At 58.5% G+C, this 26,292-nt stretch carries 23 protein-coding genes and 1 pseudogene; 18 read left to right on the forward strand and 6 right to left on the reverse strand.

Annotated elements, in window-relative coordinates; translation table 11 throughout:
* Window positions 1-60 precede the first annotated feature (60 nt).
* The gene (locus tag Q0650_RS09445) at window positions 61-1,260 is read right to left on the reverse strand and encodes an ArsA family ATPase (protein ID WP_298818285.1); all 1,200 of its coding nucleotides are present in this window, start codon (window positions 1,258-1,260) and stop codon (window positions 61-63) included.
* Window positions 1,261-1,699: 439 nt separating this feature from the next.
* A complete protein-coding gene (locus tag Q0650_RS09450; protein WP_298818287.1) occupies window positions 1,700-2,575 on the reverse strand; it encodes a hypothetical protein in 876 nt (291 codons plus the stop codon).
* Between the two features lie 137 nt (window positions 2,576-2,712).
* On the opposite strand from Q0650_RS09450, the gene Q0650_RS09455 reads away from it, so the two are divergent.
* Window positions 2,713-3,087, forward strand: coding sequence for a globin (locus tag Q0650_RS09455; protein WP_298818290.1), 375 nt, complete (start codon window positions 2,713-2,715; stop codon window positions 3,085-3,087).
* A 32-nt stretch (window positions 3,088-3,119) separates the two neighbouring features.
* On the opposite strand, the gene Q0650_RS09460 is transcribed toward Q0650_RS09455, so the two are convergent.
* From Q0650_RS09460 to Q0650_RS09470, 3 genes are all read right to left on the reverse strand, one after another.
* Window positions 3,120-4,016: an alpha/beta fold hydrolase gene (locus Q0650_RS09460; RefSeq protein WP_298818292.1), complete on the reverse strand. Its 897-nt coding sequence runs from the start codon at window positions 4,014-4,016 to the stop codon at window positions 3,120-3,122.
* A 337-nt stretch (window positions 4,017-4,353) separates the two neighbouring features.
* The gene (locus Q0650_RS09465) at window positions 4,354-5,424 is read right to left on the reverse strand and encodes a DUF4097 family beta strand repeat-containing protein (RefSeq protein ID WP_298818294.1); all 1,071 of its coding nucleotides are present in this window, start codon (window positions 5,422-5,424) and stop codon (window positions 4,354-4,356) included.
* Window positions 5,425-5,462: 38 nt separating this feature from the next.
* Entirely contained in the window at window positions 5,463-5,984 is a 522-nt protein-coding gene (locus Q0650_RS09470; RefSeq protein ID WP_298818296.1) for a fused DSP-PTPase phosphatase/NAD kinase-like protein, read from the reverse strand.
* A 134-nt stretch (window positions 5,985-6,118) separates the two neighbouring features.
* Between Q0650_RS09470 and Q0650_RS09475 the strand changes: the two genes are divergently transcribed.
* The 17 genes from Q0650_RS09475 to Q0650_RS09555 all read left to right on the forward strand — a co-directional run bounded on the left by Q0650_RS09475 (window position 6,119) and on the right by Q0650_RS09555 (window position 26,137).
* A complete protein-coding gene (locus Q0650_RS09475; protein WP_298818298.1) occupies window positions 6,119-6,613 on the forward strand; it encodes an NYN domain-containing protein in 495 nt (164 codons plus the stop codon).
* A 56-nt stretch (window positions 6,614-6,669) separates the two neighbouring features.
* Window positions 6,670-7,533, forward strand: coding sequence for a bifunctional 2-polyprenyl-6-hydroxyphenol methylase/3-demethylubiquinol 3-O-methyltransferase UbiG (locus Q0650_RS09480; protein ID WP_298818299.1), 864 nt, complete (start codon window positions 6,670-6,672; stop codon window positions 7,531-7,533).
* Window positions 7,523-7,909, forward strand: coding sequence for a dihydroneopterin aldolase (gene folB, locus Q0650_RS09485; RefSeq protein WP_298818300.1), 387 nt, complete (start codon window positions 7,523-7,525; stop codon window positions 7,907-7,909). The genes Q0650_RS09480 and folB overlap by 11 nt, the downstream gene beginning before the upstream one ends.
* A complete protein-coding gene (locus Q0650_RS09490; protein ID WP_298818302.1) occupies window positions 7,906-8,574 on the forward strand; it encodes a RibD family protein in 669 nt (222 codons plus the stop codon). Before folB ends, Q0650_RS09490 begins: the two co-directional genes overlap by 4 nt.
* Before the next feature lie 84 nt (window positions 8,575-8,658).
* On the forward strand, window positions 8,659-9,690 hold the full coding sequence (locus Q0650_RS09495; RefSeq protein ID WP_298818304.1) for a zinc-binding alcohol dehydrogenase: 1,032 nt from the start codon (window positions 8,659-8,661) through the stop codon (window positions 9,688-9,690).
* Window positions 9,691-9,695: 5 nt separating this feature from the next.
* Window positions 9,696-10,079, forward strand: a complete 384-nt coding sequence (locus Q0650_RS09500) for a 6-carboxytetrahydropterin synthase (RefSeq protein WP_298818306.1) — start codon at window positions 9,696-9,698, stop codon at window positions 10,077-10,079.
* Between the two features lie 56 nt (window positions 10,080-10,135).
* Window positions 10,136-11,173 carry a glycosyltransferase family 4 protein gene (locus Q0650_RS09505; protein WP_298818308.1) on the forward strand — a complete coding sequence of 346 codons (1,038 nt, stop codon included), beginning with the start codon at window positions 10,136-10,138 and terminating at the stop codon, window positions 11,171-11,173.
* Window positions 11,174-11,428: 255 nt separating this feature from the next.
* The gene (locus Q0650_RS09510; protein ID WP_298818310.1) at window positions 11,429-12,574 is read left to right on the forward strand and encodes a hypothetical protein; all 1,146 of its coding nucleotides are present in this window, start codon (window positions 11,429-11,431) and stop codon (window positions 12,572-12,574) included.
* Window positions 12,575-13,212: 638 nt separating this feature from the next.
* Complete coding sequence (gene ilvB / locus Q0650_RS09515; RefSeq protein WP_298818312.1) at window positions 13,213-14,955, forward strand: biosynthetic-type acetolactate synthase large subunit; 1,743 nt, start codon at window positions 13,213-13,215, stop codon at window positions 14,953-14,955.
* A gap of 35 nt (window positions 14,956-14,990) precedes the next feature.
* Window positions 14,991-15,530, forward strand: a complete 540-nt coding sequence (gene ilvN / locus Q0650_RS09520) for an acetolactate synthase small subunit (RefSeq protein WP_298818314.1) — start codon at window positions 14,991-14,993, stop codon at window positions 15,528-15,530.
* A gap of 76 nt (window positions 15,531-15,606) precedes the next feature.
* The gene (gene ilvC, locus Q0650_RS09525; RefSeq protein ID WP_298818330.1) at window positions 15,607-16,653 is read left to right on the forward strand and encodes a ketol-acid reductoisomerase; all 1,047 of its coding nucleotides are present in this window, start codon (window positions 15,607-15,609) and stop codon (window positions 16,651-16,653) included.
* Between the two features lie 80 nt (window positions 16,654-16,733).
* Window positions 16,734-18,440 (forward strand): 2-isopropylmalate synthase, encoded by a 1,707-nt coding sequence (locus Q0650_RS09530; protein WP_298818316.1) that lies wholly within the window; start codon window positions 16,734-16,736, stop codon window positions 18,438-18,440.
* Between the two features lie 80 nt (window positions 18,441-18,520).
* Window positions 18,521-19,396, forward strand: a complete 876-nt coding sequence (pheA, locus tag Q0650_RS09535) for a prephenate dehydratase (RefSeq protein WP_333691636.1) — start codon at window positions 18,521-18,523, stop codon at window positions 19,394-19,396.
* Entirely contained in the window at window positions 19,393-20,817 is a 1,425-nt protein-coding gene (gene leuC / locus Q0650_RS09540) for a 3-isopropylmalate dehydratase large subunit (RefSeq protein ID WP_298818320.1), read from the forward strand. The genes pheA and leuC overlap by 4 nt, the downstream gene beginning before the upstream one ends.
* A 31-nt stretch (window positions 20,818-20,848) precedes the next feature.
* On the forward strand, window positions 20,849-21,463 hold the full coding sequence (gene leuD, locus Q0650_RS09545) for a 3-isopropylmalate dehydratase small subunit (protein ID WP_298818322.1): 615 nt from the start codon (window positions 20,849-20,851) through the stop codon (window positions 21,461-21,463).
* A 347-nt stretch (window positions 21,464-21,810) separates the two neighbouring features.
* A complete protein-coding gene (locus tag Q0650_RS09550) occupies window positions 21,811-24,189 on the forward strand; it encodes a LamG-like jellyroll fold domain-containing protein (protein WP_298818324.1) in 2,379 nt (792 codons plus the stop codon).
* A gap of 361 nt (window positions 24,190-24,550) precedes the next feature.
* Complete coding sequence (locus Q0650_RS09555; protein ID WP_298818326.1) at window positions 24,551-26,137, forward strand: choice-of-anchor I family protein; 1,587 nt, start codon at window positions 24,551-24,553, stop codon at window positions 26,135-26,137.
* Here Q0650_RS09555 and Q0650_RS09560 read toward each other — a convergent pair.
* Window positions 26,112-26,292: pseudogene (locus tag Q0650_RS09560) on the reverse strand (hypothetical protein); the annotation flags it as partial. The gene Q0650_RS09555 and the pseudogene Q0650_RS09560 sit on opposite strands and share 26 nt — an antisense overlap.

Consider the following 26,292-nt stretch of genomic DNA (forward strand, 5'->3'; position numbering starts at 1 on the left):
GACTCCCCATATTCAGGTCACCGGAGGCAAGCCTCCGAGAAACCCCATCATCAGGCTGCCTTAGCGCGACACCATCTGTGGCGCCATGAAGGGCACGATCAACCAGTCACCCTCCATCTCGGCCTGACCGGCCTCAAGACCGGCCAGACTGGTCGGCAGCGTAATCACTCGCCGGAAATCGCCGATCTGCACCACCAGTTCATCACCGTTCTGATACAGATCGAGTTGCGAAACATCGGCGAAGGGCAACCGAATCTTCACGCGATAGTGCTTATCGCCAACTTTGGAAATATCGAGCGGCGCGCGATCGTAAAGCACCGCCGTCGGATCCATATCGCCGTAGATATCGTCACCCATCTGGCGCAACTTGGCAAGACCAACCACCTCTTCGGGGTAGTAGGGAACACGCCGGATCGGCAGCGGCACAAAGGCATGTTCAACATCTTGCAGATAGCGCTGCTGAACATCGCGCCAGTGGTTAAGATACCCGCTATCCTGATCGATTGGCAGGATCTTGTTGACTACCACCATATCGACGGTCATGCCGTACATCGACAGGTACGTCAACGCGCGCTGACTCTCTTTAATAACCATCTTTTCGGGGTTCATAACCAGCCGAATCGAGGTTTCACGCGGATTAGCCAGCGTCGCCGTGACGCCTTCGAGCTGGCGGAACATATCGTCTACAGCTTCGTAAACCTCAGGTGGCGCGACCATCTTGCCCAGGGTCGAATTAATCTTGCTCATAGGGCGCAGAATCGGCTTGATAACAAACCGTTCGGCCCCACGCAGCATATTAATCGCCCACTTGAATGTCTCAGGAGCAGACAGCAGTCGCAGCGTCTCGCCGGTCGGCGCGCAGTCAATGACCAGTAGATCGTAATCGCCACGCTCCTTGTGCTTTTTGATCCGAATAAGGGGAAACGCCTCTTCCATGCCGGGCAAGACGCTCATCTCATCAGCCAAAACGCCCTGCACGCCCTGCTCGGCCATGAGCTGGGCAAAGTGTTCGCGCACGATGCCCCAGTTGGTCTCGATGTCGTGGTAAATGCTCACTTCGAGCGCGTCAAGATTGTCGGTAATCCGAACAGGTTCGGGGCCAAGCGGCCCTTCAAGATCGAGTGAATCGGCCAACGAGTGGGCCGGATCGGTACTCATTACCAGTGTCTTGAGACCACGATCTGCGGCCCGGAGGGCTGTTGCTGCGGCGACGCTCGTTTTGCCGACGCCGCCTTTTCCGGTGAAGATCAGAGTGCGCATCAGGGCCTTTCCAGGAGCTTACTGCTCAGATGCTGTCGACCGCCGCTGCGGCGGCGCACAGAGGCTTACGATCGAACACCACATGAAGTTTTTGCTTAAAAGCCAAAACCGGCATACCATCCACGACCTTTGGCTTGTACCGCAATAGTAGCACGAATATCGGCATGTGTCAATAAATGTTGCTCATATGCACATTCCCACGCAAGAACGACATGGCATTCTGTTGATGTAGAAGCGGTTATCCTTTTGGTTAAGCGATGATGGATTGCGATTCAGCTACGCAAGGCAATGATGCCTGACCTGAGTCGGCCAAGCAGTTGTGTGCGCAAGGCTTATAGTATGATTTGCAACGAACCGATCAACCACCTCATCTGGAAGAGGTTCATGCTGTTCAGTCAACCTGCTGCTATATCCGTATAACTCCGCCTGTGCGCTGCTATTATACCAGTTCTGCCACCACTTTGGCGAGCGTTTTGAATAGATCTCTCTGATCTATCACTGCCGACCAGGGGACGAGATACCAGGTTTCATCGTGGGTTACGGTATCCCCAGGCGCAAGCCGACCGAGCGGCGCCAGCGTCTCCAGTTCGGTACACCCTTGATCGTAGTAGATTTCGAGATTGCAATTGTGATCGGGATAACAACCACCGGCGATAAAGGCGACTCGCTTGACAAACAGCACATCATCACGCAGGTAGGCCAACCAGCCCGCCGGACTGCGCGCGCCGACTTTGGCCGGCGGGCCACTCTGCGCGGTATCAATCAAGATGCAGTCACCGGTCAGGTGCAGTCGTGGATCGGGGAGGGGAGTGTATGGCCAGAAGGCAATCTGGCGATTGGGGGTGAGCGGGTTGACCGGCGGACAATCATCGTGCAAAGGCAGGATGGCCAATCCACCCGGCGCCAGTTGCGTGATCGCCCACGGCGCTAACTCTACTGGCCACAACCCTTGGTTGGTCAGCGCATGCCGAAGATGCACACGCGGTTTATCTGGCTCAATGGTCACGGTGATCGTTTTGGCAATGCCACCCGGATCGGTGGCGCTGCGCAACACCAATCCATTGGCAATCGGCTCGGCAGTCGGACCGGTCAGATCGGGCCAGTAGCTGCGCGGAAAGGCTTCGGGCGCATGCCAGAGCCGATGGCCGCCGATCAGGGCAAACTCACCCCAAGGAGTTTCCCAGCGCGCGTTTGGTGTTTCGGCCAACAGATTGGGACCATGATCGAGTTGCAGGCCCAGGATACGCGGCCCGCCGGCAGCCAGCGCGGTAAGACGCAGCCGTCCAACAGTAATGGTGAGGGTTGGGTAGGTCATTGCCGTCATCACATACAATTTCAGAATGAAGGCGCGCAGAGGGTAAGATAATGCCGAAGATGAACGTGCCGCCAGTTTTATGGTAGCATAAAAAAGGCGGCATCTCTCGTCAGAAAAGACCGAATCTAGACAGCCGTATGAGAGAACCAACCATTTATGAGCAGATCGGCGGCGAAGCGACCTTTCGCCGAATTGTCGATATTTTCTACGCCCGGGTCGAAGCTGATCCGCGGCTTCGCCACCTCTTTCCCGCCGACCTTGAACCGGGAAAAGAGCATCAGCGCCTCTTTCTGATGCAGTATTTCGGCGGACCGCGCACCTATAGCGAACGGCGCGGCCATCCGCGTTTGCGTATGCGGCACGCGCCGTTTCCGATCGGGCCAGTTGAGCGTGACGCCTGGCTGGAACATATGCTGGCAGCCGTTGACGAAGCTGGCGTGCCCGAACCGGCCCGAAGTGTGATGATTGAGTATTTTCGCCACGCGGCGCAGGCGATGATGAACCGCCTGTAGCTATCGCTCGTTCGCGCAATCAGGCGCTGGCATCAGGCCACCTGTGCCGCCGGCAGTTGCCGCAACCACGGCAACAGAATGTCGAGAAACGCCTGCGGTGTCTCGTCGAATGGGCAGTGGCCGCTGTCAGGGATGAGTCTGATCTCCGCATGCGGGATCATGCGTTGTTTGATGATCTCGGCGTGGGCAGGTGGGATGGACTGATCCTCAGTGCCCCAGATCAAAAGCGTCGGCGCCTGTATCTCACCCGGCTTGAGATCGAGCACCAGGTTGGCAAATTCACGGCTCACCTTGAGGTATGAACCGGCGCCGTACCGGCGCAGCGGGCCACTAAATGTCTCAACCAGCTCCGGGGTAACGCATTCCTTGCGATGATACGCCGATAGTAAACCCTGCCGCACTCCCCAGCGATTGCCAAAGACGCCAGCCAACGCCTCGCCGATCAGCGGCGCGCCAATCGCGTCAAGCATCAAGCGATCGACCGGGCTGAGTGGTCGGGCCTGCAATTGCGCGCCTGAGCTGTTGACCAGCACTAGCGCCTTGACCTGGTCGGGATAAGCGCGGGCCAGTTCGGCGCTAACAACGCCACCCATCGAGTGACCGACCACTACTGCCGGCTGGCCAATCACGTCGCGAATGAACGCCGCTGCCTGCGCTGCCCAGCGTTCTCGACTGGGGCGACCTGCCGGACGAGCCGAATAGCCGAAGTAGTAGAGATCAATTGCGTAGAGGGTGTGTTCGCTGGCAAGCGGACGCATCACCGGACGCCAGTGTTCGATCAAGGCGCCATAACCATGGATCAAGAGCACTGGCAAACCCTGCGCTGGCGATGAGATCCAGGCCCGCATCAAGCCATCGGGTCCGCTGCGGTATTCTTCCCGGATTTCAAACCGGCGTTCGGTGCCGGTAGGGATACTTGTGGTCATCATTATGGTTGCTCCGTTAATCGGGATCGAAAATAGACATAACAGATTTATGATCAGCATACCATGTTTGCAATGATTTTGCACAGAGTTTGTCGAACTTTTTTGACGCAGAGCAACTCATCTCGCTCCTTCCGGATGAGTGAGCGAGTCACTCAACAAACCCGACTCGTGGTTGGGCGAGAGCGACCGGTCAACCGGCGTGAACTGACCTCAGCGCGGCATGAGTAATCTTGCGGCGCGCAGCTATCGACGCAAGGTTATCCACTCAACACGCCATTCCTGACCGGATAAGGGAGCTTGCTAGTCTCTGCCGCTCAACGCGCATTGCAGTGCGTGAAGATCAGGTTTCCAACGCCAATGTGATATTCCCAGCAGTCGATGACGCCTGTACCTGCGCTCCACCTTCACCGAGAGTCGCGGTTAATGAGCGTCGGTTGACAACCTGCGCAGCCAGCGCATCGGGCACGGTGATCTGGCCGCTCACTGTGCTGAAGGCAAGGTCAACATCGGGCTGGCGCAGGGTGATCGCAATGTCGCCGGAAATAGTCTGAATGCGGTGTTGGCCGGCGGCAAGCTGGCCGATAAAGGTTATGGCGCCGCTTCCTGAATCGAGCGCAAGCTGCCTTGTGATCGCCGTATCTACCACAATCTGCCCGGAGACGGTCTTGATTTGCGCCACATTTGCTGCGCCACGCACCGTCACATCGCCACTGGTTGTTTGCGCGATCAGGTTATCAAGCTGGCCGGTGAGAAACAGATCGCCACTCACAGTTGTACACTGGAGCGAACCGCGCTGATCGCGGAGTTCAATCGCGCCGCTGGTAGTGTTGATCGTCAGATCGCCGCCGGCGCCATCGGCATTGACCCGACCACTGACTGTTGTCACGGTGCCGCTGGCGACAGTCTGGCGGAGCGAAACCTCACCTGACCCCAGCGACACGTCAAAGGTAACGTCGGGTGGCAGAGCCAGTTCCAGCCGGGCATACGGATTGCGTCCAAAACTCCATGGCGCCCATGACTGGCGCCTGACATCGATATAGAGTGTATCGCCACGCTGCTCAGCGACCACCTGGATCTGAGCCGCTGCGCTCGCCGCCGCATTGGCCGCCCAACCAAACCCGCGCCGTTCACCGCTCAGCACAACCTCTTCACCAGAGGCGCCATTCAATACCACCTGATCGTTTACGCCAGTCACTTCGACCCGCGTCACGGTAAAGCGTTGCACAGGAATGGCCTGCGCGCTATCTACCCGCGCCACCTGCACATCGATCCCGGCAATGGTGCCACGACTGAAGAGTTCAAACAACAACCAGCCAATTCCACCCAGGATGAGCGCGATGCCCAGCAGGCGCCGGCCAACCGATTGCGCAACCAGGCGTGACGAGGACGTGGGTGGTTCAGTGCTTTTCATACGTCAATCCTTAATCCTTACAATATGGTTTATGTCTTTCATTCCATCTGACGATGCGCCACCGGTGTCGGTTGCAACGTTGCCCAGGCGCGCGCGTAAGCCTCCTGCGCCGGTGTCTCTGGACTGTGGGGGTAGCGCGCTGCTTTGGCAACGGTTTGCCAGAGACGCGCGACTGTTGCCAGGGCCGCATCGCCGGTCGCGCCGTGGCGCACCAGCCAGCAACCAACGACCATGCCAGTGCGACCAATGCCACCGCGACAATGCAGGTAGACGGTCGCGCCCTGTTCGCGCGCCTGATCGATGGCGGCCAGGATCGCCTGCATCACCGCCGGCGATTCCGGCACCCCAAAATCGGGGATGGGAAAGCGCAGATGAGCGATTGTCGGCGGCAACGCAGTTGCGTAATCCCAGGCTTCACCGGGCGCCGTCAGATCGATAAAGCAGGTAACTCCGGCGGCGACATACCAATTTAGCCGTTCGACATCAGCCGCAGTCGGGAACGGATACTCTCCGGCCAGGAACCGTTCGGCAACGCGATACGAATTAGCATGGGGAAGCATAAGGATACAGGGTAGCAGGTCGGCGCAGATAAAACCATCGGCATCATGGTACGATACTCTTGGAAGCTTGCTGCAACCCGCCGGGATCGCAGCCTTTATGTCGCATTGGGCAACATCTTCAGGTACAATACGTTATGCCGATACTCATTGACGGTCACAACCTGATCGGCCAGCTCCCCGACATCGATCTCAGCGATCCCGATGACGAAGCGAAACTTGTGGCCAAATTGCGCCGCTATGCAGCGCGGAAACGGGGACGCCGCATCGTGGTCATCTTTGACGGTGGCGTCTACGGCCATCCCCAAAATCTAAACGGTTATGGTGTTGAGGTTCGTTTTGTTAAGCCGCCACGGGATGCCGACCAGGAACTTATCCGACAGATTCGAACGATCCGCCGCTGCGAAGAGTGGCAGGTTGTCTCTTCAGACCGGGCTGTAGCGGGTGAAGCGCAGGCGCGCGGCATCCGGGTTATCCCGGCGCAAGAGTTTGCCCGTCGCCTGCAACAGCTCGATCAGCCACGAATCAACGCCAACGACAAACGGGCCGATCGCCCATTGAGCAAAGCCGAAGTGGAAGAATGGCTACGCTTCTTCGGCGTGGATGAAGATGAAGACGCGCTGTACTACTGAAACAACCGGGTGCTATCCGTTCTGCCAATCCCAACTCAAACGAACACCAGATTGCTATGCCTGACCCGATCACCGAACAGAATCGCCGCTCGTGGAATGCCGTCGTGCCGGCGCATATCAGTCATCGCGCTGATGAAGCCGCCTTTCTACGCAACGGCGGCTCGACCCTCTTCCCCGAAGAGATTGCGCTGCTCGGCGAGATACGGGGTTGTCGATTACTGCATCTCCTCTGCAATACCGGCGCCGATAGTCTATCGCTCGCGGCGCGCGGCGCGGTCGTCACCGGCGTCGATCTGAGCGATGCCGCAATTGCCTATGCCCGGGCCTTGAGCGCAGCCAGTGGCATCCCGGCGACATTCGCGCAGGCTGATGTTTACGAGTATCTGGCCGCCGCCCGGGCAGATGGATACCGCTTCGAGCGCATCTATGCCGGCTATGGCGTGATCTGCTGGCTGCGCGACTTGCGCGCTTTCGCCGCCGGTGTTGCCGGTCTGCTTGCGCCGGGCGGGCGATTCGTGTTGATAGAATTCCACCCTGCCTCAAATATGTTCACTGCCGACTGGCGGCTGGCATACGATTACCCGCGCGGCGGAAATCGATTGGAACTGCCCGGCGTGGGCGATTATGTTGGCGCGGCGGCAGGCGGGCTATCACCTTCGGGATTCTTGCCCGGTGTGCGTGAGTTTACTAATCCAGAACCATGCACACTTTACCGCTGGGGGATTGGTGAGGTGGTGACGGCCCTGGCTCAGGCCGAATTGCGCCTGCGCGAACTCCACGAGTACTGTTATGTCAATGGAGAACGCCCATTCGAGCGCATGACTCCGGCCCCTGGCCGTCGAATGTTGCCACCGCCTGACGTGCCGGCGATCCCACTGATGTACGGTCTCGCTGTAGAAAAGGATGGCGATGATGAGTGATTGGGGTATCGGGCACGACCGCATCATCTTGAGCGGGATGCAATTCATCGGCTACCACGGCACCCGTCCGGAAGAGAATCGGCTCGGTCAACGATTTGTGGTTGATGTGGCAATCGAGCTTGATCTGCGCGCTGCCGGCTCAAGTGACGATCTAAGCCAGACGGTTGATTACAATCAGATTCACGACCGGGCGCGCGCAATTGTGTGCGGGCCGCCGCTCAAGCTGACCGAAGCGGTAGCCGAGCAGATTGCCACTGCGGTGCTAGTGGATCATCCCCAGGTTCGAGCAGTTGCTGTGCGAGTGACGAAACCGGGAGTGCGACTCGGCGAAACGATCCTTGCCGGCTCGATAGTTGAAATTGTGCGCCGACGATGATGCGACCATGGGTAACGCTCAGTTTTGCGCAAACCCTCGATGGACGGGTAGCGGCGCTTGACGGCAGCTCGCAGTGGATCAGCGGGCCGGAATCGCTCCATTTTTGCCATCGGCTACGCGCAGCTCACGCCGCGATCATGGTTGGCGTTGGCACCGTTTTGCGTGACGATCCACGCCTGACAGTGCGTCTCGTGGCAGGACGCGATCCGCTACGGGTGATCGTGGATACAACGCTACGAGCGCCACTCACGGCGGCAGTTATCCGCGACGGCGCGGCAGGTGGCACCATTCTGGCCTGCACGGCTGCCGCGCCCGATGTTCGCCGGAAAGCCTTGCAGGACTGCGGCGCAACCGTTCTAACCTTGCCGGAAGCGGTGGCTGGCGGGGTTGATCTGGCAGCGCTGCTCGATGCGCTGGGTGAACGCGGCATCGATAGTGTGATGGTTGAAGGAGGCGCGCGACTGATCACCAGTCTGTTGCGTGAACGACTGGTCGATGCGGTGGCGATCACCATCGCGCCAATCATCCTTGGCGCCGGCCCAATTGCGATTGGCGATATTGGAATTACTACCCTCACGCAGGCGATCAGACTGCGCAATGCGACCTGGACAAACTACGGCGCCGATGTGGTCGTCGAGGGGGTCATTGACTATGAATCAGGATAAAAATGATTGCGCCAGCGGCTGGCTGTGATCGCGCAGCAATCAGCCCGAATCGCGCAATCTGACAATGAAAAGCCGACACACCGTATGACAGCAGCTATCCCGGCGCAGGCGATCTGGTTTACCGCGCCGCGCGCAGTCACAATCCAGCGCGAAGAAGCGCCGCCGCCGAACAGGAATGAAGTGCGTATCGCGGCAATTTCCTCATTGATTAGCCACGGCACTGAACGGCTGGTCTATCGCGGCGAGGTTGATCCCACCTTGCCGCTTGACCTGCCCACGTTGCGCGGTAGCTTTGCCTTTCCGCTCAAATATGGCTACGCGATTGCCGGACGGGTGATCGATGTTGGCGCCGATGTAACCGGATTGCAGGTCGGTGATCTGGTGGCAGCCCTGCATCCCCATCAGAGCGTCTTTACGATTGCGGCGCACCTGGTCAAGCGCCTCCCGGACAATTTCGATCCGGCGTTGGGTGGATTTTATGCCAACGTGGAAACGGCGCTGACGATTTGTCACGACGCCGCGCCCCGCCTGGGCGAGACAGTGCTGGTATGCGGGCAAGGTGTGGTCGGGTTGCTGGTCACCCAATTGCTGCGCATGGCCGGCGCACAGGTCATCGCGGTAGATCCCGTGCCGCAACGGCGAGCGCTGGCTACGCAGTTCGGCGCGATCGCGCTGGCGCAGGCCGATCCGGCAGCAATCGCCTGCCTGACCGAGGGGCGCGGGGCCGACATTGCCATTGAAGTCAGCGGCGCGCCGACGGCGCTGCAACAAACTATCGATGCGGTAGCGGTGGAAGGGTTGGTGGTCGTTGCGTCGTGGTACGGCCAAAAACCGGTGACGCTTTCGCTCGGCAGCCACTTTCACCGGGGAAGAGTGCGCCTCCGTTCGTCGCAGGTAGGTCGGCTGGCGCCGGAAATGTTGCCGCGCTGGGATTATGAACGTCGCGCGGCGATGGTGATGAACCTGTTGCCGCGCTTACGGCTTGAGGAACTGGTCAGTCACCGCTTTCCCATCACGCGGGCGGCTGAGGCGTATGCCTTGCTAGATGCGGCGACACCCGAAGTGACACAGGTGATGTTTGTCTATCAGGATGAAGCTCTGAAGCGAAACGAGTGACCATTATGTACGAAATCGGTGTTACTGCTCAGTTTGAAGCCGCTCACCGGCTCGAAGGCGATTTCGGCCCGGCCACCCGCATGCACGGTCACACCTACCGGCTGGAAGCTATCGTGACCGGCAACAACTTGCGCGCCGACGGCACGCTGTTCGACATCACCGCGTTACATGGAGCGGTCAATGCCATCGTTGCCGACCTGCACTACCGCGATCTCGGCACTGTCGAAGGGTTACACCATCTCAATACCACGGCTGAAAACGTCGCGCGCTACTGTTGGGAACGGATCGCCGCTGCGCTGCGCGGATCCGGTCTGACCACGCTGACCGTGCGCATCTGGGAAAATCCGCAGGCCTACGCGGCGTATAGCCATCGGTTAGACAGCGCTTAAATGCCCGATGCAGATCGACGCGCCCAACCGGTTCTTACGACCAGGACTGAGAAGCAATGCTCAACCTCGCTTTCCTCACGGTTGGCGATCCCAACCGGCTTACCGGCGGTTACCTCTACCATCGCGAAGTGTTTCGACGCTGGCGAGCACAGGGGCATCGCGTTGACGAAATCGTGCTGGGGCCAGCGGATGTTGATGGGCAACTCACCGCCGCGTCACAGGCAAGCGTCAGAGTGGATGTAGAGCGTTATGACGCGCTATTAATCGATGCGCTGGCGCGCGCCGTGGTTGCGCCGTGGATCGATCGGTGGCGCGCGCAGCGTCCGCTTATCGCGTTGATTCACGAACTACCGGCAGTGGCCGGCGCGCGCGATCCGCGTGAGCAAGAATGGGAACAGGCGCTGCTACGCGCCGATGTTCTGGTAGCGGTTAGCGACGATGGCGCTGCCACCCTCACGGCGCGCGGCGCTGACTCGGCGCGCATTTGGGTGGTCTCAGGCGGGTGCGACCGCTTGCTGGCGCGCCTTCCAGCCAATATTCCCCGCGAGCCACTCGTCATCGCAGTTGGGCAATGGATTCCGCGCAAAAACCAGGCCCGGCTGGCGCGAGCATGGGCGCAGTCAGCCGTGAATGGCTGGCGACTTGAGCTGATCGGCGACATTGCGGCTGATCCGGTTTATGCCGCTGAGGTTTGGCAAGCCGCGCGTGACTGCGGGTCTACTGTAACCGTGTGCGGCCCGCTCAGCGATGATGAACTGGCCGAACGATACGCTCGCGCCAGTGTCTTTGCGCTACCCACACGCTTTGAGGGGTATGGTCTGGTCTTTGCCGAGGCGCTGGCCTGCGGCCTGCCGGTTATCGCCGGCGCGGTCGGGCCAATACCGGCGCTGGTCGGTAGCGCCGGGTTGCTGGTATCACCTGACGATGAACAGGCGCTGACCACCGCATTACACACCATCGTCACCAACAATACCCTTCGCGCTCGCCTCAGTGACGCAGCATATCAACGGGCTGCCACGCTGCCACGCTGGGATGACACTGCGCAACAACTGCTCTCCGCAGTAGCATGGGCACTCCAGACGGCATCGCGCTGATCAGCAAGTCTGGCGCAAGCGGCAGTCAAGCCGGCTGACTACAACTTCTTCGCAGAGCGTATCAGAATAACAAAATTGTCATCTCTGCCGCGCGGTCTTGTGACGGCGACTAGCAAGTGTTACAGTAATGGGGAGCGCGCAAGTGATCCGGTGAGGGTTACCTGAACGCCACAGCGCATGGAGGGTTCCTTAGAGCCGGCATCGCAGAGAGCGCGTAAGTAAACCGGCAATGGCTCTAACCAAGGGACTTTTATCATGCGCAGTCTTCGATTAACCCTGACCGTTTTCAGCCTGGCAATCGCATTCTTGCTCACAGCCTGCGGCAGCACAGCCAGCAATCCGACTCCAACCCCAACCACCGAAGCGCGACCAACGCGAACGCCGCGTCCGGCAGCGACCGAAGCGGCCCCCACAACCGCCGCGCCAACCGTTGCCAGCGGCGCAACGACTCAACCACCGGCCACGACCCCTGCTACCGGCGGCGCAACCGAACGACCACCGATCGCCAGCACCGACATCGACCTGACGGCGCTGGGTAACGTGCAAATCGAGATGAAGCTGGACGGTGTGATCAAATCAGAAGGTCAGGCTGATGAACCGATCAAAATAACCTTCCTGGAAATCCACCTGCAAAACGGTGATCGCAGCCTGACGCTGGAATCTGACTCAGCCGATGGCAGACGGACACGCATCGTCTACCTCGACATCGACGATCAGATGTACCAGTATTTCGAGGATGGCAATGACCGGAATTGTCTGAGCATCAGCGACACGGATCCGTTTAGCGGCAACATGTTGACACCTGACGCCCTGATCGGCAACCTCAACGATGCCATGCTGGTCGAGCGTAGTGTCCAAATGAATGGCTTCACGACTGACCGCTACAGCTTCAATCTCACCGAGCAGACACTCGGATACCAGGGACAGGCGCAGGGCGAGATCTGGGTTTCGTCGAATCCGGCGGTTGTTGTTCGCCACATCGGGGAACTGACCGGATCGCTCACCGATACGGTGCTGGAAGATAGTGGCGAGCTGTTGCCAGGCGCGTTAGGGAATCTGCGCTGGGAGTACAACGTCACCCGGCTTGCCAACACCACCACGATCACGCTACCGGAATTGTGCGCCCAACAACAGGCTGCCAGCGCCGACATCCCGCTCCCGCCCAATATCAGCAACCAGGTGCAGATGGGTTCGCTGATCAGTTTCGAAACCACTGCGTCAGCGGCAGATATGGCCACCTTCTACCGCGCCGAGATGGTTGCGCGGGGCTGGCAGGCGGGTGAAAGCACGCAATACGGCGACACATACCAGTTAAGCTTCAGCAAAGATAGCCGCACCGCAACGGTGAACATATCGACGGCAAACAACAAGACGATGGTGATCATTTTGCTCGAGCCTTGACAACCTGATCGATACTAATGGGCCACTCACTGCATCCCGGCCACAATCATGGTAGCCGGGATGCGCCGCTCTCCTCATCGGAAGGTTATTGACAAACTGTGTACGGTGTGGTATCCTCTTCGCGGATCAGTATTCAGACAAAACGCACAAATCTATGGCCGCTCACTTTGTAAGCCTTATTCTCCTCGTACTCGTACTCCTCCTTAGCCTTATTGGCGGGTGGAGAAAACGCGCTTAGGGAGGGGAAGGATACAAAGCCCCGGCTCAGGATGTAAGACTGAACCTCCCGCTGCGCGGGAGGTTTTTTAGTACGCTGTGAGGAGACGCGATGCGGCTCATCAACATCATCATCAGTTATCGGCACTACCTGACGTTACAGCCGCAATTCGCCCTGGCGCCAGTCAGACTGCGCTGGCGTCGCTAGCGTACATTCCAGTTCACCGCCGCCTTGCCAGGGCACTGCCCCGCGCCTGGCCGCTCACATCGGGGTGAGCAGCGGCGATTTGCCCCACTGCTGTGGCTCGTCGGTTATTGGATCGGTCGTCGTCAACGGCGGAGCGCATTGAGGCGCGCAACCGTTGGGTACGACTATGCAACATCAATGCGGTTCCAGTCTCAACAACAACAGGAGTAGTTCGATGACCAAACCACTCACCGGCGCCCAGATTATGTGTGAGGCCCTCATCCGCGAAGGGGTCGAAGTGATGTTCGGGATCCCCGGCGGCGCAATCATGCCCTTCTACTACGCCATGTGGGATTACCGCGACCGGCTGCGCCACGTGCTCTGCCGCCACGAACAGGGAGCCGGCCACGCCGCCGAAGGCTACGCTCGCGCCACCGGCAGAATTGGCGTGTGCATCGGCACCAGCGGCCCCGGCGCAACCAATCTCGTCACCCCGATTGCCGACGCAATGATGGATAGCACGCCACTGCTGGCGATTACCGGCCAGGTCGGTAGCCATGTCCTCGGCAAGGATGCGTTTCAAGAGACCGACATCACCGGTATCACGATGCCGATCACCAAGCACAACTATCTGGTGAAGAATGTTGACGAGCTGGCCTATGTCTTCAAGGAAGCGATCTATATCGCGACCACTGGCCGGCCCGGCCCGGTGCTGATCGACATCACCAAAGATGCAATGCAGAAGACGACGGTGCCGAACTGGGACATCAAGCTCAATCTGCCGGGATACAAGCCGACTTATCAGGGCAATCGACGCCAGATCCGCGAAGCGATCAAACTGTTGATCAGCGCGAAGAAACCGCTGATCATTGCCGGCCACGGTATCATTATGTCAGGTGCGCATCGCGAACTGCAAGAGTTCGCCGAGCGCCTGCGCATCCCGGTGGTGACTACCCTGCACGGCATCGGCTCTATCCCCGAGAATCACCCACTCTGTATTGGCATGCCGGGCATGCACGGCTGGGTCCACGTTAACCGCGCCATCCAGGAATGCGATGTTTTGTTCAACATTGGTGGCCGCTTTGACGACCGCGTGACCGGCAAGGCCAGCACCTTCGCGCCCCATGCGCGCATCATTCACGTCGATATCGATCCATCGGAGATCGGCAAGAACGTGCGTGTCGATGTGCCTATCGTTGGCGACGCGCGCCTCGTATTGCAGGCGCTGCTCGAAGATTTGCCGCCGCCGAGCGAGCTGGCCGAACTGCATACCCACGCCTCGGATTGGATGGAGCACATCCGCGAGATGCAGGATAAGCACCAAGGCAAACAGCAGTACAAGAATCGGGCCGCGATGGCCAACATGGCACTACCGCCACACGATGTCTACGAGGCGCTCAGCCGCACGCTCAACGCTCGCGGCAACTATCGCGTGGTTACCGACGTTGGTCAGCATCAGATGTGGGCCGCGCAATTGATCGACTGGAACCACGGACCACGCACCCACATTACCTCAGGCGGCGCCGGGACGATGGGCTTTGCCGTGCCTGCGGCGCTCGGTGTCGCGATTGCCTGTCCGAACGAGACGGTCTGGGCAATCGTGGGTGATGGTGGCTTCCAGATGACCAACCAGGAGATGGCGACAATCGTGCAAGAAGGGCTGAAGAACGTCAAGGTGGCAGTGATCAACAACGGCTATCTTGGCATGGTGCGCCAGTGGCAAGAGTTGTTTGAAAACAAGCGCTACAGCGGCACGCCGCTCTCAGGCCCCGATTTCGCCAAACTGGCCGAAGCCTACGGCTGGAAAGGCATCACAGTTGAACGCAGCGAAGACGTGCAAGATGCGATTGATGAGGCGCACGCCACTGATGGCCCGGTGTTGATTGATTTTCGGGTGGAACGCGAAGTCAACGTCTTCCCGATGGTGCCGCAGAACAAGTCAATCGGCGAGATGATCCTCTCGGAGACGCAGGCGTAGGGCGCAGTTACCATATTTTTAAGGAGTCACACACCATGAAAAAGCATACCATCGTCGCCCTGTTGCAAGATCGGCCCGGCGTGTTGAGCCGTGTGATCGGGCTGATCCGCCGCCGCGGCTACAACATCGAGAGTCTGGCCGTTGGTCACAGCGAAACACCCGGCGTCAGCCGCATCACCATTGTGGTCGAGTCGGAAGATGTTGAGCAGGTGGTCAAGCAACTTTACCGCCTGATCGAAGTACTCAAGGTCAGTGATGTTACCGATGACCCGACGGTCGAGCGGGAAATGACCATGATCAAGCTGCACGCGCCGCCGGCGGCCCGGCACGAAATCATCTCGATGTGTAGCGTTTTCGGCGCGCGGATCGTTGATGTTGGCTCGAACACGATGATTATCGAGATGACCGGCACTCCGGCCAAGGTCGAAAATTTCATTGAAGTCGTGCGCCCCTACGGCATCAAAGAGATGATGCGCACCGGACGGATCGCCATGGTACGCGGCGCGCGCGGGCATAATGCCGGCGAGTATGTCGAGCCGGCCACGAATGGCGTGGCAGTACCGGCGCTTAACTAACTTTCGTCATCCCTGAGACGCCCACGGTGGGCGTCTCAGTGGTTCTTTGCTACCGTTTGCGGCAATTCAACGCCGCATCAGCGTGAGGAATGAAACGATTATGGCAGAGCTGTACTACGACAATCAGGCCGATCTCAACCGCTTGAAGCACAAACCGATTGCCATCATTGGCTTCGGCAGTCAGGGCCATGCCCATGCCCGCAACCTCGCCGATAGCGGTCTCGATGTGCGGGTCGGTCTGTACCCTGGTTCGAAGAGCTGGGCAAAGGTGGAAGAGGCGGGGCTGAAGGCGATGACGGTGGCCGAAGCGGCGCGCGAAGCGCAGATTGTGATGATTTTGACCCCCGACATTGGCCAGGCCGATCTCTACCGCGATCATATCGCGCCAGCAATGGAACCGGGCAAGACATTGATGTTCGCCCATGGTTTTAACATCCGCTTCGGTCAGATTGTGCCACCCAAGGGGATCGATGTCAGCATGGTTGCGCCGAAGGCGCCCGGTCATCGCGTGCGCGAAGTGTTTGTGCAAGGCGGTGGCGTGCCGGCATTGATTGCGGTTGAGCAGGATGCCACCGGCGGCGCGTTCGAGGATGCGCTGGCGTATGCCAAGGGGTTGGGCTGCACCCGCGCCGGTGTCCTGCGCACGACGTTCGCCGAAGAGACCGAAACCGATCTGTTTGGCGAGCAGGTCGTGCTTTGCGGTGGCGTGAGCGCGCTGGTCAAGGCCGCCTTCGAAACGCTGGTCGAGGCCGGTTATCAGCCCGAAGTAGCCTACTTTGAGTGTATGCACGAGCTGAAGCTGATCGTCGATCTCTTCTACCAGGGTGGCCTGAACTACATGCGCTATTCGGTGAGCGATACCGCCGAATGGGGCGACTATACCGCCGGCCCCAAGATCATTACCGATCAGACGCGGGCCGCGATGCGCCAGATCCTGGCCGACATCCAGAGCGGCGCCTTCGCCGAAGACTGGATTGACGAAAACCACAATGGCCGACCGCGCTTCAATGCGTATCGCCAGGCCGACATTAACCACCCAATCGAGCAGATTGGCCGTGAGTTGCGGCGAATGATGCCCTTTGTGAACCCGCGTGAAGTCAAGCCGGGTGAGGGCGGAGCGTAAGATGGCTGCGGGAAGAGAACAGGGTACCAATCAATGCCCTGTTCTCACTCCCTCTATCTCAATTGCGACAGGAGCGAGCTATGACTAATACCACCGAACCGAGCGTAGAATACGTCCGTATTTTCGACACCACTCTGCGCGATGGCGAACAGGCCCCCGGTTGTACGATGACGCTGGAAGAGAAGCTGGAGGTTGCCCGCCAGTTGGCCCGTCTGAACGTGGATATTATCGAGGCCGGTTTCCCCGCCGCTTCACCCGGCGACTGGGCTGCGGTGCATGAAATCGCGCGCGAAATCGGCACGCCCGATGGCCCGATCATTGCTGCGCTGGCCCGCGCCAATCGCGATGACATCGATAAGGCTTGGAGCGCGATCCAGCCTGCCGCGAAGAAGCGCATTCACACCTTTATGTCCACTTCAGACATTCATCTCGAGTACCAGTTCCGCAAGACCCGCGCCGAGGCGCTGGAACTGATCCACGAGATGGTGAGCTATGCTCGTTCGTTGTGCGAGGATGTTGAATTTTCGCCGATGGATGCCGGTCGCACCGATCCGCTCTTTTTGCGCGAGGCGGTGGCAGTGGCAGTCGCGGCTGGCGCTACCACGCTCAATATCCCCGATACGGTCGGTTATCTGACTCCCGATGAATACGGCGCAATGATCCGCGATCTGCGCGAACATGTGCCGGGGATCGAGCGTTGCATCCTCTCGACTCATTGTCACGACGATCTGGGCATGGCAGTCGCTAATTCACTGGCCGGAGTGCGGGCCGGCGCGCGACAGGTGGAGTGTACGATTAACGGTATCGGCGAACGGGCCGGTAACGCTTCGCTCGAAGAGGTGGTGATGGCGCTCCACACCCGCCAGCAGTACTATGGCTTGCGCACCCGGATTCAGACGCGCGAAATTGCCCGCACATCACGGCTGGTCAGCAGCTTTATCGGCGTACCGGTGCCGCCAAACAAGGCTATTGTCGGCGCAAACGCCTTCGCCCACGAATCAGGCATTCACCAGGACGGTGTGTTGAAGTATCGCCAGACTTACGAAATTATGAGCGCCGAGACGGTTGGCCTCGATAGCAATACCCTGGTGTTGGGCAAGCATTCGGGCCGTCACGCCTTCCGCAAATACCTCGAAGAGAAGGGCTACAGGCTGAATGAAGAAGAATTTCAGCATGTCTTTGCCCGCTTCAAGGATCTGTGTGACCGCAAGAAGAAGGTTGATGACCGTGACATCGAGGCGCTGATCGCTGGCGAGATGCAGCATACGCCAGAGCTGTATAAGCTCGATCACGTGCAATACGCTTCCGGCGTGGGGATGATCCCGACGGCAACCGTGCGCCTGATCGGCCCGGATGGTCAGGCCAAAGTTGATAGCGCGCAGGGCACCGGCCCGGTCGATGCGGTCTACCAGGCGATCAATCGGATCATTCAGCGCCCGAACGAGTTGATTGAGTTTTCGATCAATGCCATTACTGAAGGGCTTGACGCCGTTGCCGAGGTGACGGTACGCATCCGTGAGCAAGGCGCATCAACCCGGTTGAGCGAAAGCAGCAGCACCGCAACCAGTCTGACCGGACGCCGCCAGGCACAGCAGATTTTCAGCGGTTACGGCGTGCATACCGACACGATTGTTGCCGCAGCGCAGGCATATATGGCCGCGCTAAACAAGATGCTGGCTGCCCGCCAGGAGCGCATCAAGGCCGAAGCGATGGCCTATTCGGCTGGCTACAGCGGTGAATCTGGCTCGTTGCCGGTTGACATCTTTGGCGGGAGCACGCTCGGCTAGCAGCATTGCCTGTGGGGCGACTCCACATCGCCCCCTCCCGCAGGTATCCATTTTAGATTCGGATTGTACTATCATCCATGATGCACACGATTGCCTACCTTGGCCCACCGGGAACTTTCAGCGAAGAAGCGGCGCTGGCCTACGCTGCCGGGCGCGAGGCGCGCCTGTTGCCATTGGCCAGCATTCCGGCGGTAGTGACCGCAATCGAAACCGAAGCGGCAACTGTTGGCATTCTTCCGATTGAAAATCTATTGGAAGGTAGTGTCAGCTATACGCTTGACCTGCTCATCCACGAAACTGACTTGCAGATTGCTGGTGAGATTGTCGTGCCGATCCGACAGTATTTGCTGGCCCGACCCGGCTTACAACTGAGCGATATTAAAGTGTTGTATGCTCACCCGCAATCACTGGCCCAATGTCGGCGCTTCGTCGAACGTTGCCTGCCGGGTGTGGCAACGGTGGCATCGCTGAGCAATTCAGCCGCGCCTGCCGAGGCGCTGGCCGATGAGCGACCAGCCGCCGCAATCGGCACGTTGCGCGCCGCCGAACTGGTGGGGGCCGCCATTCTGGCCCGCGATATTGCCGATAGTCCGCATAACGTTACTCGTTTTATCGCGCTGGCGCGAGAAGACGCGCCGCCGACCGGCGATGATAAAACCAGTTTCTGCTTTGGTTTCACCCGCGAAGACCGACCCGGTAGTCTGGTCAGCGCATTGCAAGAGCTGGCCATCGAAAATATCAATATGACCAAACTGGAATCGCGTCCAACCCGCGCAATTCTGGGGCAGTATATCTTTTTGGTCGATATTAATGGGCATCGCCGCGAACCACATGTTGCCCGGGCGCTAGAGCGGATCCGCCAGCATACCGGTATGTTGAAGATTTTTGGCAGTTATCCGCGCTGGCAAGGCAGCAACGGCAACCATCGCAATGCGCGGCAAGGAGAGGAGAGATGAGCAAACCGCGAACACTGTTTGAAAAGGTCTGGGACGCGCATCTGGTGCGTCCGGAAACCCCGGAAACCCCGGCAGTGCTCTACATTGACCTGCACCTGATCCACGAAGTGACCTCGCCGCAGGCCTTCACTGAGTTGCGTCAGCGCGGGCTGCGTGTGCGCCGGCCCGATAAGACCCTGGGCACGATGGATCACAGCACTCCAACGACGCCACGCAACCATCTCGGTGTCATTCCGGTACTCGATCCAATGGCAATCAGTCAGCTTGAACAACTGCGCAAGAACTGCGCTGAGTTTGGCATTCCTTTATTTGAACTTGGTCACGAGAATCAGGGTATCGTCCACGTGATCGGGCCGGAACAGGGATTGACGCAACCGGGGATGACGATTGTCTGCGGTGACAGCCATACCAGCACGCACGGAGCATTTGGCGCGCTCGCCTTTGGCATCGGCACGTCTGAAGTGGGTCACGTGCTGGCAACCCAATGTCTCTTGCAGCGAAAACCAAAAACCTGTGCCGTGCGGATTGATGGGCGACTCGGTCCTGGCGTTACAGCGAAAGATATTATTCTGGCTTTGATTGCCAAATACGGTGTTGGTGGCGGCACCGGCTACGTGTTTGAATATATGGGTGAAGCGATCCGCTCGCTCTCAATGGAAGAGCGGATGACGATCTGCAATATGAGCATCGAAGGTGGCGCGCGCGCGGGAATGGTTGCGCCTGATGATACCACTTTCGAGTATATTGCCGGACGACCGTTCGCGCCCAAAGGGGCCGACTTCGAGGCCGCCGTAGCGCGCTGGCGCACACTGCCTACCGATGAGGGGGCTACGTTCGATCATGAGTTAACCCTCTCGGCGAGCGAGTTGAAGCCGATGATTACCTACGGCACCAATCCTGGTATGGGCATTCCAATCGACGCGCCAGTGCCGCGGCCAGAGGACATGCCCGATGCGCGCAGCCGCGCCGCGCTCGACAAGGCGCTGGCATATATGGGCCTGGAACCGGGCAAACCATTGCTTGGCCACCCGGTGGATGTGGTCTTCATCGGTTCTTGCACTAACTCGCGGCTGTCAGATCTGCGTCAGGCCGCTCAATTCTTCCGTGGGCGGAAAGTAGCCCCTGGAGTGCGTGTGATGGTGGTGCCTGGCTCGCAGCAGGTCAAACGCGCTGCCGAAGCCGAAGGGTTGGATCGGATCTTTAAAGAGGCCGGCGCGGAATGGCGCGAAGCCGGATGTAGCGCATGTCTGGGCATGAACGACGACAAGGTCCCGCCGGGCAAATACGCCGTGAGCACCTCGAACCGCAATTTCGAGGGCCGGCAGGGTCCGGGAGCGCGCACAATGCTGGCCAGTCCCTTGACTGCCGCCGCCGCCGCTATCACCGGCGTTGTCACCGATCCGCGCACCTTGCTAAACTAGACGCAAAGCTGCCGATGCTCAGGAGACCAGTATGGAACCCATTTCAATCATTGCCGGCAAAGCAGTCGTTTTGCCGGTAGAGAATATCGATACGGATCAGATTATTCCGGCCCGTTTCCTCAAAGTTACCGACAAGAGTGGACTGGCTGCCGGCCTGTTTGAAGCCTGGCGCTATCTGCCCGATGGCTCGCCTAACCCCGACTTTCCGCTCAATCGACCGGAAGCTGCTGGCGCAACGATACTGATCAGCGGGCGCAACTTTGGGTGTGGTAGCTCGCGCGAACATGCGCCGTGGGCGTTACAAGATTACGGCTTCCGCGCGGTGATTGCGCCATCGTTTGCCGACATCTTCCGCAGCAATGCGCTCAAGATCGGGTTGCTGCCGGTTGCCATCGAACAGTCAATGTACGATGAGCTGGTGGCTTTGTATGCCAGCGATCCCCAGATGACGCTAACGATCGATCTGGCAGCACAGACGGTTACGTTGCCTGATGGTCGCCAGATCAGCTTTCCCATCGATGCGTTCAGCAAATATTGCCTGCTCCACGGCGTTGATCAGCTTGGCTTTTTACTCAACCAGGAAGCAGCGATTGCTGAATACGAGGCAAGCCATCCGCAACCGGTGAAGACAACCGCTGCTGACTAACGCGAAGACGGATCTCGCGCTGAATAATCGCCATCCGGCACAAGACAAGGGCGGGGGATGCCCCGCCCCGTTTTATTCCCGCTTGCGCGCATGACCCCCAGACTCGGCGCGTGGCCTGCTCTGTCCGCCTGCCGTCCAATCCTCAGACTGTAGCAACTCTCCCGTGATTGCACAGGCGAGGATGGATGAACGAACGCGCCGCGATCTATCCGTTATGCTGTTGGCCTGAAATCGCTCACAAATTTGCCCTGTTTGTCAGCGAATGCGCAACCAACTGGCTGCGTATGCGTTATTATTACTAGGAGCAGCAATGCAGGCTGCGCTTGTATTCGACAGTGATCGTCATCATGCTTCGACTTAGCCGCTGGATCTTCATTCTTTTCCTCATCTTTGCCGCAACCCCCTTATCGGCACAACCGGCGGGTGGGTGGAGCGTGGCAGAGTTTCTGAACAGACAACCAGGCCCATTGAAAGACCTGATTATCGCCGGGCGCAGCGCAGCCGACATTATTGAAGAGCAGAGTAGTTACTTCGGTGTTAGCCCCTTTCTGAGCCTGGCCTTGCTCGAAGCAACGGCAGGCTTGCTAAGCAATCCCTCGCCACCATCGGAAGCGATCTCGCATCCTTTTGGCCTCCACGGCCCGGCTGGTTTCGACGAGCAGATAGCCTGGGTTAATCGTGAATTGCGCGCCGGATTGGGTCCGTATCAACAACCACCGGTGATCCGGTTGAGCGACGGGTTGAGCCTTACGCTCTCCCTCGCTGAGCCAGCGGAATGGATTGCGATGAAGCGTTTCCTGGCTCAGGGGCGCGACTCGGCGACCTGGTTAGCCGCAGTAAAAGCCACCCATACCGCCCTGAAAACCTACTTCGATGGTGAGCTTGCGCCACCTGCCGCTGCGCCCGCCGGCAACGTTGGCTGGTTGCGAGCACCCTGGCCGCCAGGGACACGTGTCATTCACCTCGCCTATTTTGATCACATGTACCCGATGGTTGATCTCGGCGGCGATGGAAACGGCGAGATGGTCGATTATCTCGGTCGTCGCAATGTTCAATACAACAGTCACGATGGGCACGATTATGTCTTTCCAGAAGCGCCATTCGCTACACCGATTCTGGCGGCAGCGGCTGGAACCGCATATGCCTTTAACGAAGCGCGCGGCCTGGGGGTGGTGATCGTTCATCCGAACGGGTACGAGACGGTATACTGGCATCTGAGCGCACTCGATCCGATCTTCAGCAACGGTAACGGTATCCCGGTTGTCACGGGGCAGCGGATTGGGGTGAGTGGCGCGAGTGGCGTAAGTGGTACGCCACACCTGCACTTTGAGGTGCGCCGCTGGGAAGGCGGCATTCGCAAGCAGGTTGATCCGTATGGCTGGCACGGCCCCGGCCCCGATCCATGCCCGAACTACGCCGGTTGCGCTGCCAGTGAGTGGCTGTGGCATCCTGATCTGATCGGAACGTATGACTTTACCCCACCCGATTACCCGGCACAACCGGTTGATACAACTCCACCAATCGGAACACTGTGGGTCTCACCTCCAGATGATCTGTTGCTGGCAGTCACGTTCGATGGTCATCCGGCGCAGACGGTTGGACAAGGGCTACCTCAGGTGAGCGGAACGTTGCGCTTCGCGCCAGGACGTTTTGGTCAGGCACTGATCAGCGACGACGCCGAGATTGCGTTCCCAACCACCGGTAATTTCAATCCCGACCAGGGCACTATTAGTCTGTGGGTGGAAGTTCCGACAAGCTGGTCGGCCAACAGTCTCAACCGCCATTATCTCTGGGCAACCAGCGCCGAACCGACAGGGGCGCCGGTCTATACCGGCACATTGGCGCTGCGTCGCGACCGGCTCGGTCCAAACAACAGCGCCCAATGGACATTCTGGACAGTCGGTGATGTGACGAGCGGCGAAGATCTGCTGAGTGTGCCGGATACGTTGCCCGCAGGATGGCACCATTTTGCGGTAATCTGGGACGCAACTAGCGGCACGAAAGTGTTGTACATCGACGGCGAGCGCGTGGCCGAGCGCAACAATGCGGTCTTGCCTGTTATGACCGGCGGCCTCATACATCTTGGTCGATTTAGCAGCGGCGGCGCCGCAGCAGGAGTCAAGCTTGATGAGCTGGCCGCGTTTGATCGCCCGCTCACAGAAGAAGAAATTGCCGTTCTGGCGAGCGCGCCACCATTGACCCTGGAACAGCGCCAGCTCAACGGGCAAGGTATTCGTATTGATACCAACGCCATCGATGACAATGGCAGCATTGCCGCTGTCATTCTCGGTATTAACGGTGAGCTGAGCGATCCATTGCCTTATTACGATAGTTATCGCTGGAGTCTGCCACCGATTGAGGGTAGCCACGTGGTCGAGGTGCATTACCTGGATCGGGCCGGCAACACGACCATCGTCACTCAAACTGTGCAACTCAATTTGCCGCCACAGGTCGAAGTACACACAGCCCAGATCGAAGACGATTTGATCAGCATTCAGATCACAGCCTTCGATCAGCATCAGCCATTAGAGATGCAATTTAGCGCAACGCCAGATTTTGCCGATGCGACCTGGATACCATTCCTGCCGGAAGTGCGTTGGCGGTGGGGGGAAACGGAAACACGCCGGCTGTTTGTCCGCTTGCGCGACGCGACCGGCCTCGTTACCGAACCGATTGCCATTAATGCGCCGACCCATGCGGTATTCGTGCCGTTCCTGGCTCGTTGAGCATTATGGGGCGCGGTAGCTTCCTGCAATAAGGCGCAACATTCCTCTGTTTACGCTGCACACCGCATGGCTTGATCGCGCTCTGCCTGACCGGATTGAAGTTCGGATAGTGAGCAGTTGAGCCAATCAACGGTCATCACCGCTTGTTGCGGGTAACCAGAACCGAGCCGATACCGGCATCATCGCCGAACAAGCCATTCGATATTTTCCGGGAGACTGTTAACTTTGGCGAATGATCGAGGTTACCCCTCATAACCGTTCGCTGTGATCATACACCGGCTTAATCTCGCCATCATCTTTGCTTAACAACCATCATCTATATTAGTAGATGCAAGTGTCCGCTTTGAGGAGGAATAGCACTATGCATCTTCGGGTATTGACCATGATCGTCGCCATCGCACTCTTAGTCAGTGCGATCAGTCCCGTATCTGCGCTGGCCACGTCCGCTGCGCCGGTTTTTACGCTGCGCGCCACGTACACAACCGGACTGGGTAGCCTTTCTGGAGAAACCGTTGCCTTTGGCCGCAATCGGATGTACGTTACCAACAGTGTTGGAAATTCGCTCGATATTGTTGATCTCAGTAACATCGATGCTCCGAGTCGCATTACCCGGATCGACCTTTCACCATATGGCGCCGGGCCGAACAGTGTGGCCGCGCGCGGCAATCTGGTCGCGGTTGCGGTTGAAGCCGATCCGAAGACTGATCCAGGCAGCGTAGTCTTTTTCAATCCGGATGGCAGGTATCTCAACCACGTTCGAGTCGGTGCGCTGCCTGACATGCTCACCTTTTCCCCCAATGGTCGCCTGTTGCTGGTCGCCAACGAGGGCGAACCGAACGATACCTATACTATCGACCCGTATGGCACGATCAGCATTATTCCGGTCAGTGGCAACATTCGCCGTCTGCGTGACCACGATGTCATCCACATCGGTTTTAGTGAATTTGAAGTTGGCGGTGCGTACCGTGATCAATTCGATCCGGCAACTCGCATCTTTGGGCCAACCGCCAACGATCCCGATGCAGTGCAGAAGAATCTCGAGCCGGAATACATCACAGTGACTGCGGATAATCAGTTTGCATATGTAACGCTGCAAGAGAACAATGCGATCGCGAAGATCGATCTGCGCTTCTTCTGCGTTGAATGGGTGCGGTCGCTGGGTTTGAAGGATCACAGCATCGCCGGTCACGGATTAGATGCCAGCGATCGCGATAGCGCTATCAACATCACTACCTGGCCGGTCTTTGGTATGTATCAACCGGATGCAATTGCCACGTACAAAGTGCGTGGACAGACCTATCTGGTCACGGCCAACGAGGGTGATGCGCGCGAGTACAGTGGCTTTAATGAAGAGATTCGCGTGGGATCGAGTCGGTATCAGCTCGACCCGACGGTATTTCCGAATGCAACATCATTGAAAGTGAATGCAGCGCTGGGTCGTCTTACCGTGAGCAACGCGAGTGGCGATATTGACGGCGATGGTGACTTTGATCAGATTCACGTCTTTGGTGGCCGTTCGTTCTCGATCTGGGATGCTGAAGGGCGCCTGGTTTTCGACAGCGGCGATCAGATCGAGCAGATTGTGGCAACGACCTATCCGACGTTCTTTAACAGCAATAACGATGAGAACAATTTCGATAGTCGAAGCGATAACAAGGGGCCTGAACCGGAAGGGCTGGCGATCGGCAGAATCGGTCAGCGCGCGTATGCGTTTGTTGGGCTTGAACGCCAAGGCGGCGTGATGATTTTTGACATCAGCACGCCCAATGCGCCGGTTTTTGTGCAATACATCAATAATCGTGACTTTGGTGGCGCGAGCGTTGGTCCAGATAGCGGGCCAGAGATTGTGACGTTCGTTCCGGCCAATCGTAGCCCAAGCGGAAGGGCGCTGGTGCTGGTGGCTAACGAGGTTAGTGGTACGGTTAGTGTGTATGAAGCTGATCGGTGATAGGCGATAGGCGATAGCCGATAGGCGATAGTTGATAGGCGATAGCCGATAGGCGATAGCTGATAGGCGATAGCCGATAGGCGATAGCTGATAGGCGATAGCCGATAGGCGATAGCTGATAGGCGATAGCCGATAGGCGATAGCTGATAGGCGAT

The sequence above is a fragment of the uncultured Chloroflexus sp. genome (assembly GCF_937129525.1).
GTDB lineage: Bacteria > Chloroflexota > Chloroflexia > Chloroflexales > Chloroflexaceae > Chloroflexus.

Bases quoted from the DNA above. Each gene is read 5' to 3' on its own strand.
- Q0650_RS09445 (WP_298818285.1), bottom strand. From the start codon at position 1,260: ATGCGCACTCTGATCTTCACCGGAAAAGGCGGCGTCGGCAAAACGAGC.
- Q0650_RS09450 (WP_298818287.1), bottom strand. From the start codon at position 2,575: ATGACCTACCCAACCCTCACCATTACTGTTGGACGGCTGCGTCTTACC.
- Q0650_RS09455 (WP_298818290.1), top strand. From the start codon at position 2,713: ATGAGAGAACCAACCATTTATGAGCAGATCGGCGGCGAAGCGACCTTT.
- Q0650_RS09460 (WP_298818292.1), bottom strand. From the start codon at position 4,016: ATGATGACCACAAGTATCCCTACCGGCACCGAACGCCGGTTTGAAATC.
- Q0650_RS09465 (WP_298818294.1), bottom strand. From the start codon at position 5,424: ATGAAAAGCACTGAACCACCCACGTCCTCGTCACGCCTGGTTGCGCAA.
- Q0650_RS09470 (WP_298818296.1), bottom strand. From the start codon at position 5,984: ATGCTTCCCCATGCTAATTCGTATCGCGTTGCCGAACGGTTCCTGGCC.
- Q0650_RS09475 (WP_298818298.1), top strand. From the start codon at position 6,119: ATGCCGATACTCATTGACGGTCACAACCTGATCGGCCAGCTCCCCGAC.
- Q0650_RS09480 (WP_298818299.1), top strand. From the start codon at position 6,670: ATGCCTGACCCGATCACCGAACAGAATCGCCGCTCGTGGAATGCCGTC.
- folB (WP_298818300.1), top strand. From the start codon at position 7,523: ATGATGAGTGATTGGGGTATCGGGCACGACCGCATCATCTTGAGCGGG.
- Q0650_RS09490 (WP_298818302.1), top strand. From the start codon at position 7,906: ATGATGCGACCATGGGTAACGCTCAGTTTTGCGCAAACCCTCGATGGA.
- Q0650_RS09495 (WP_298818304.1), top strand. From the start codon at position 8,659: ATGACAGCAGCTATCCCGGCGCAGGCGATCTGGTTTACCGCGCCGCGC.
- Q0650_RS09500 (WP_298818306.1), top strand. From the start codon at position 9,696: ATGTACGAAATCGGTGTTACTGCTCAGTTTGAAGCCGCTCACCGGCTC.
- Q0650_RS09505 (WP_298818308.1), top strand. From the start codon at position 10,136: ATGCTCAACCTCGCTTTCCTCACGGTTGGCGATCCCAACCGGCTTACC.
- Q0650_RS09510 (WP_298818310.1), top strand. From the start codon at position 11,429: ATGCGCAGTCTTCGATTAACCCTGACCGTTTTCAGCCTGGCAATCGCA.
- ilvB (WP_298818312.1), top strand. From the start codon at position 13,213: ATGACCAAACCACTCACCGGCGCCCAGATTATGTGTGAGGCCCTCATC.
- ilvN (WP_298818314.1), top strand. From the start codon at position 14,991: ATGAAAAAGCATACCATCGTCGCCCTGTTGCAAGATCGGCCCGGCGTG.
- Q0650_RS09530 (WP_298818316.1), top strand. From the start codon at position 16,734: ATGACTAATACCACCGAACCGAGCGTAGAATACGTCCGTATTTTCGAC.
- pheA (WP_333691636.1), top strand. From the start codon at position 18,521: ATGCACACGATTGCCTACCTTGGCCCACCGGGAACTTTCAGCGAAGAA.
- leuC (WP_298818320.1), top strand. From the start codon at position 19,393: ATGAGCAAACCGCGAACACTGTTTGAAAAGGTCTGGGACGCGCATCTG.
- leuD (WP_298818322.1), top strand. From the start codon at position 20,849: ATGGAACCCATTTCAATCATTGCCGGCAAAGCAGTCGTTTTGCCGGTA.
- Q0650_RS09550 (WP_298818324.1), top strand. From the start codon at position 21,811: ATGCTTCGACTTAGCCGCTGGATCTTCATTCTTTTCCTCATCTTTGCC.
- Q0650_RS09555 (WP_298818326.1), top strand. From the start codon at position 24,551: ATGCATCTTCGGGTATTGACCATGATCGTCGCCATCGCACTCTTAGTC.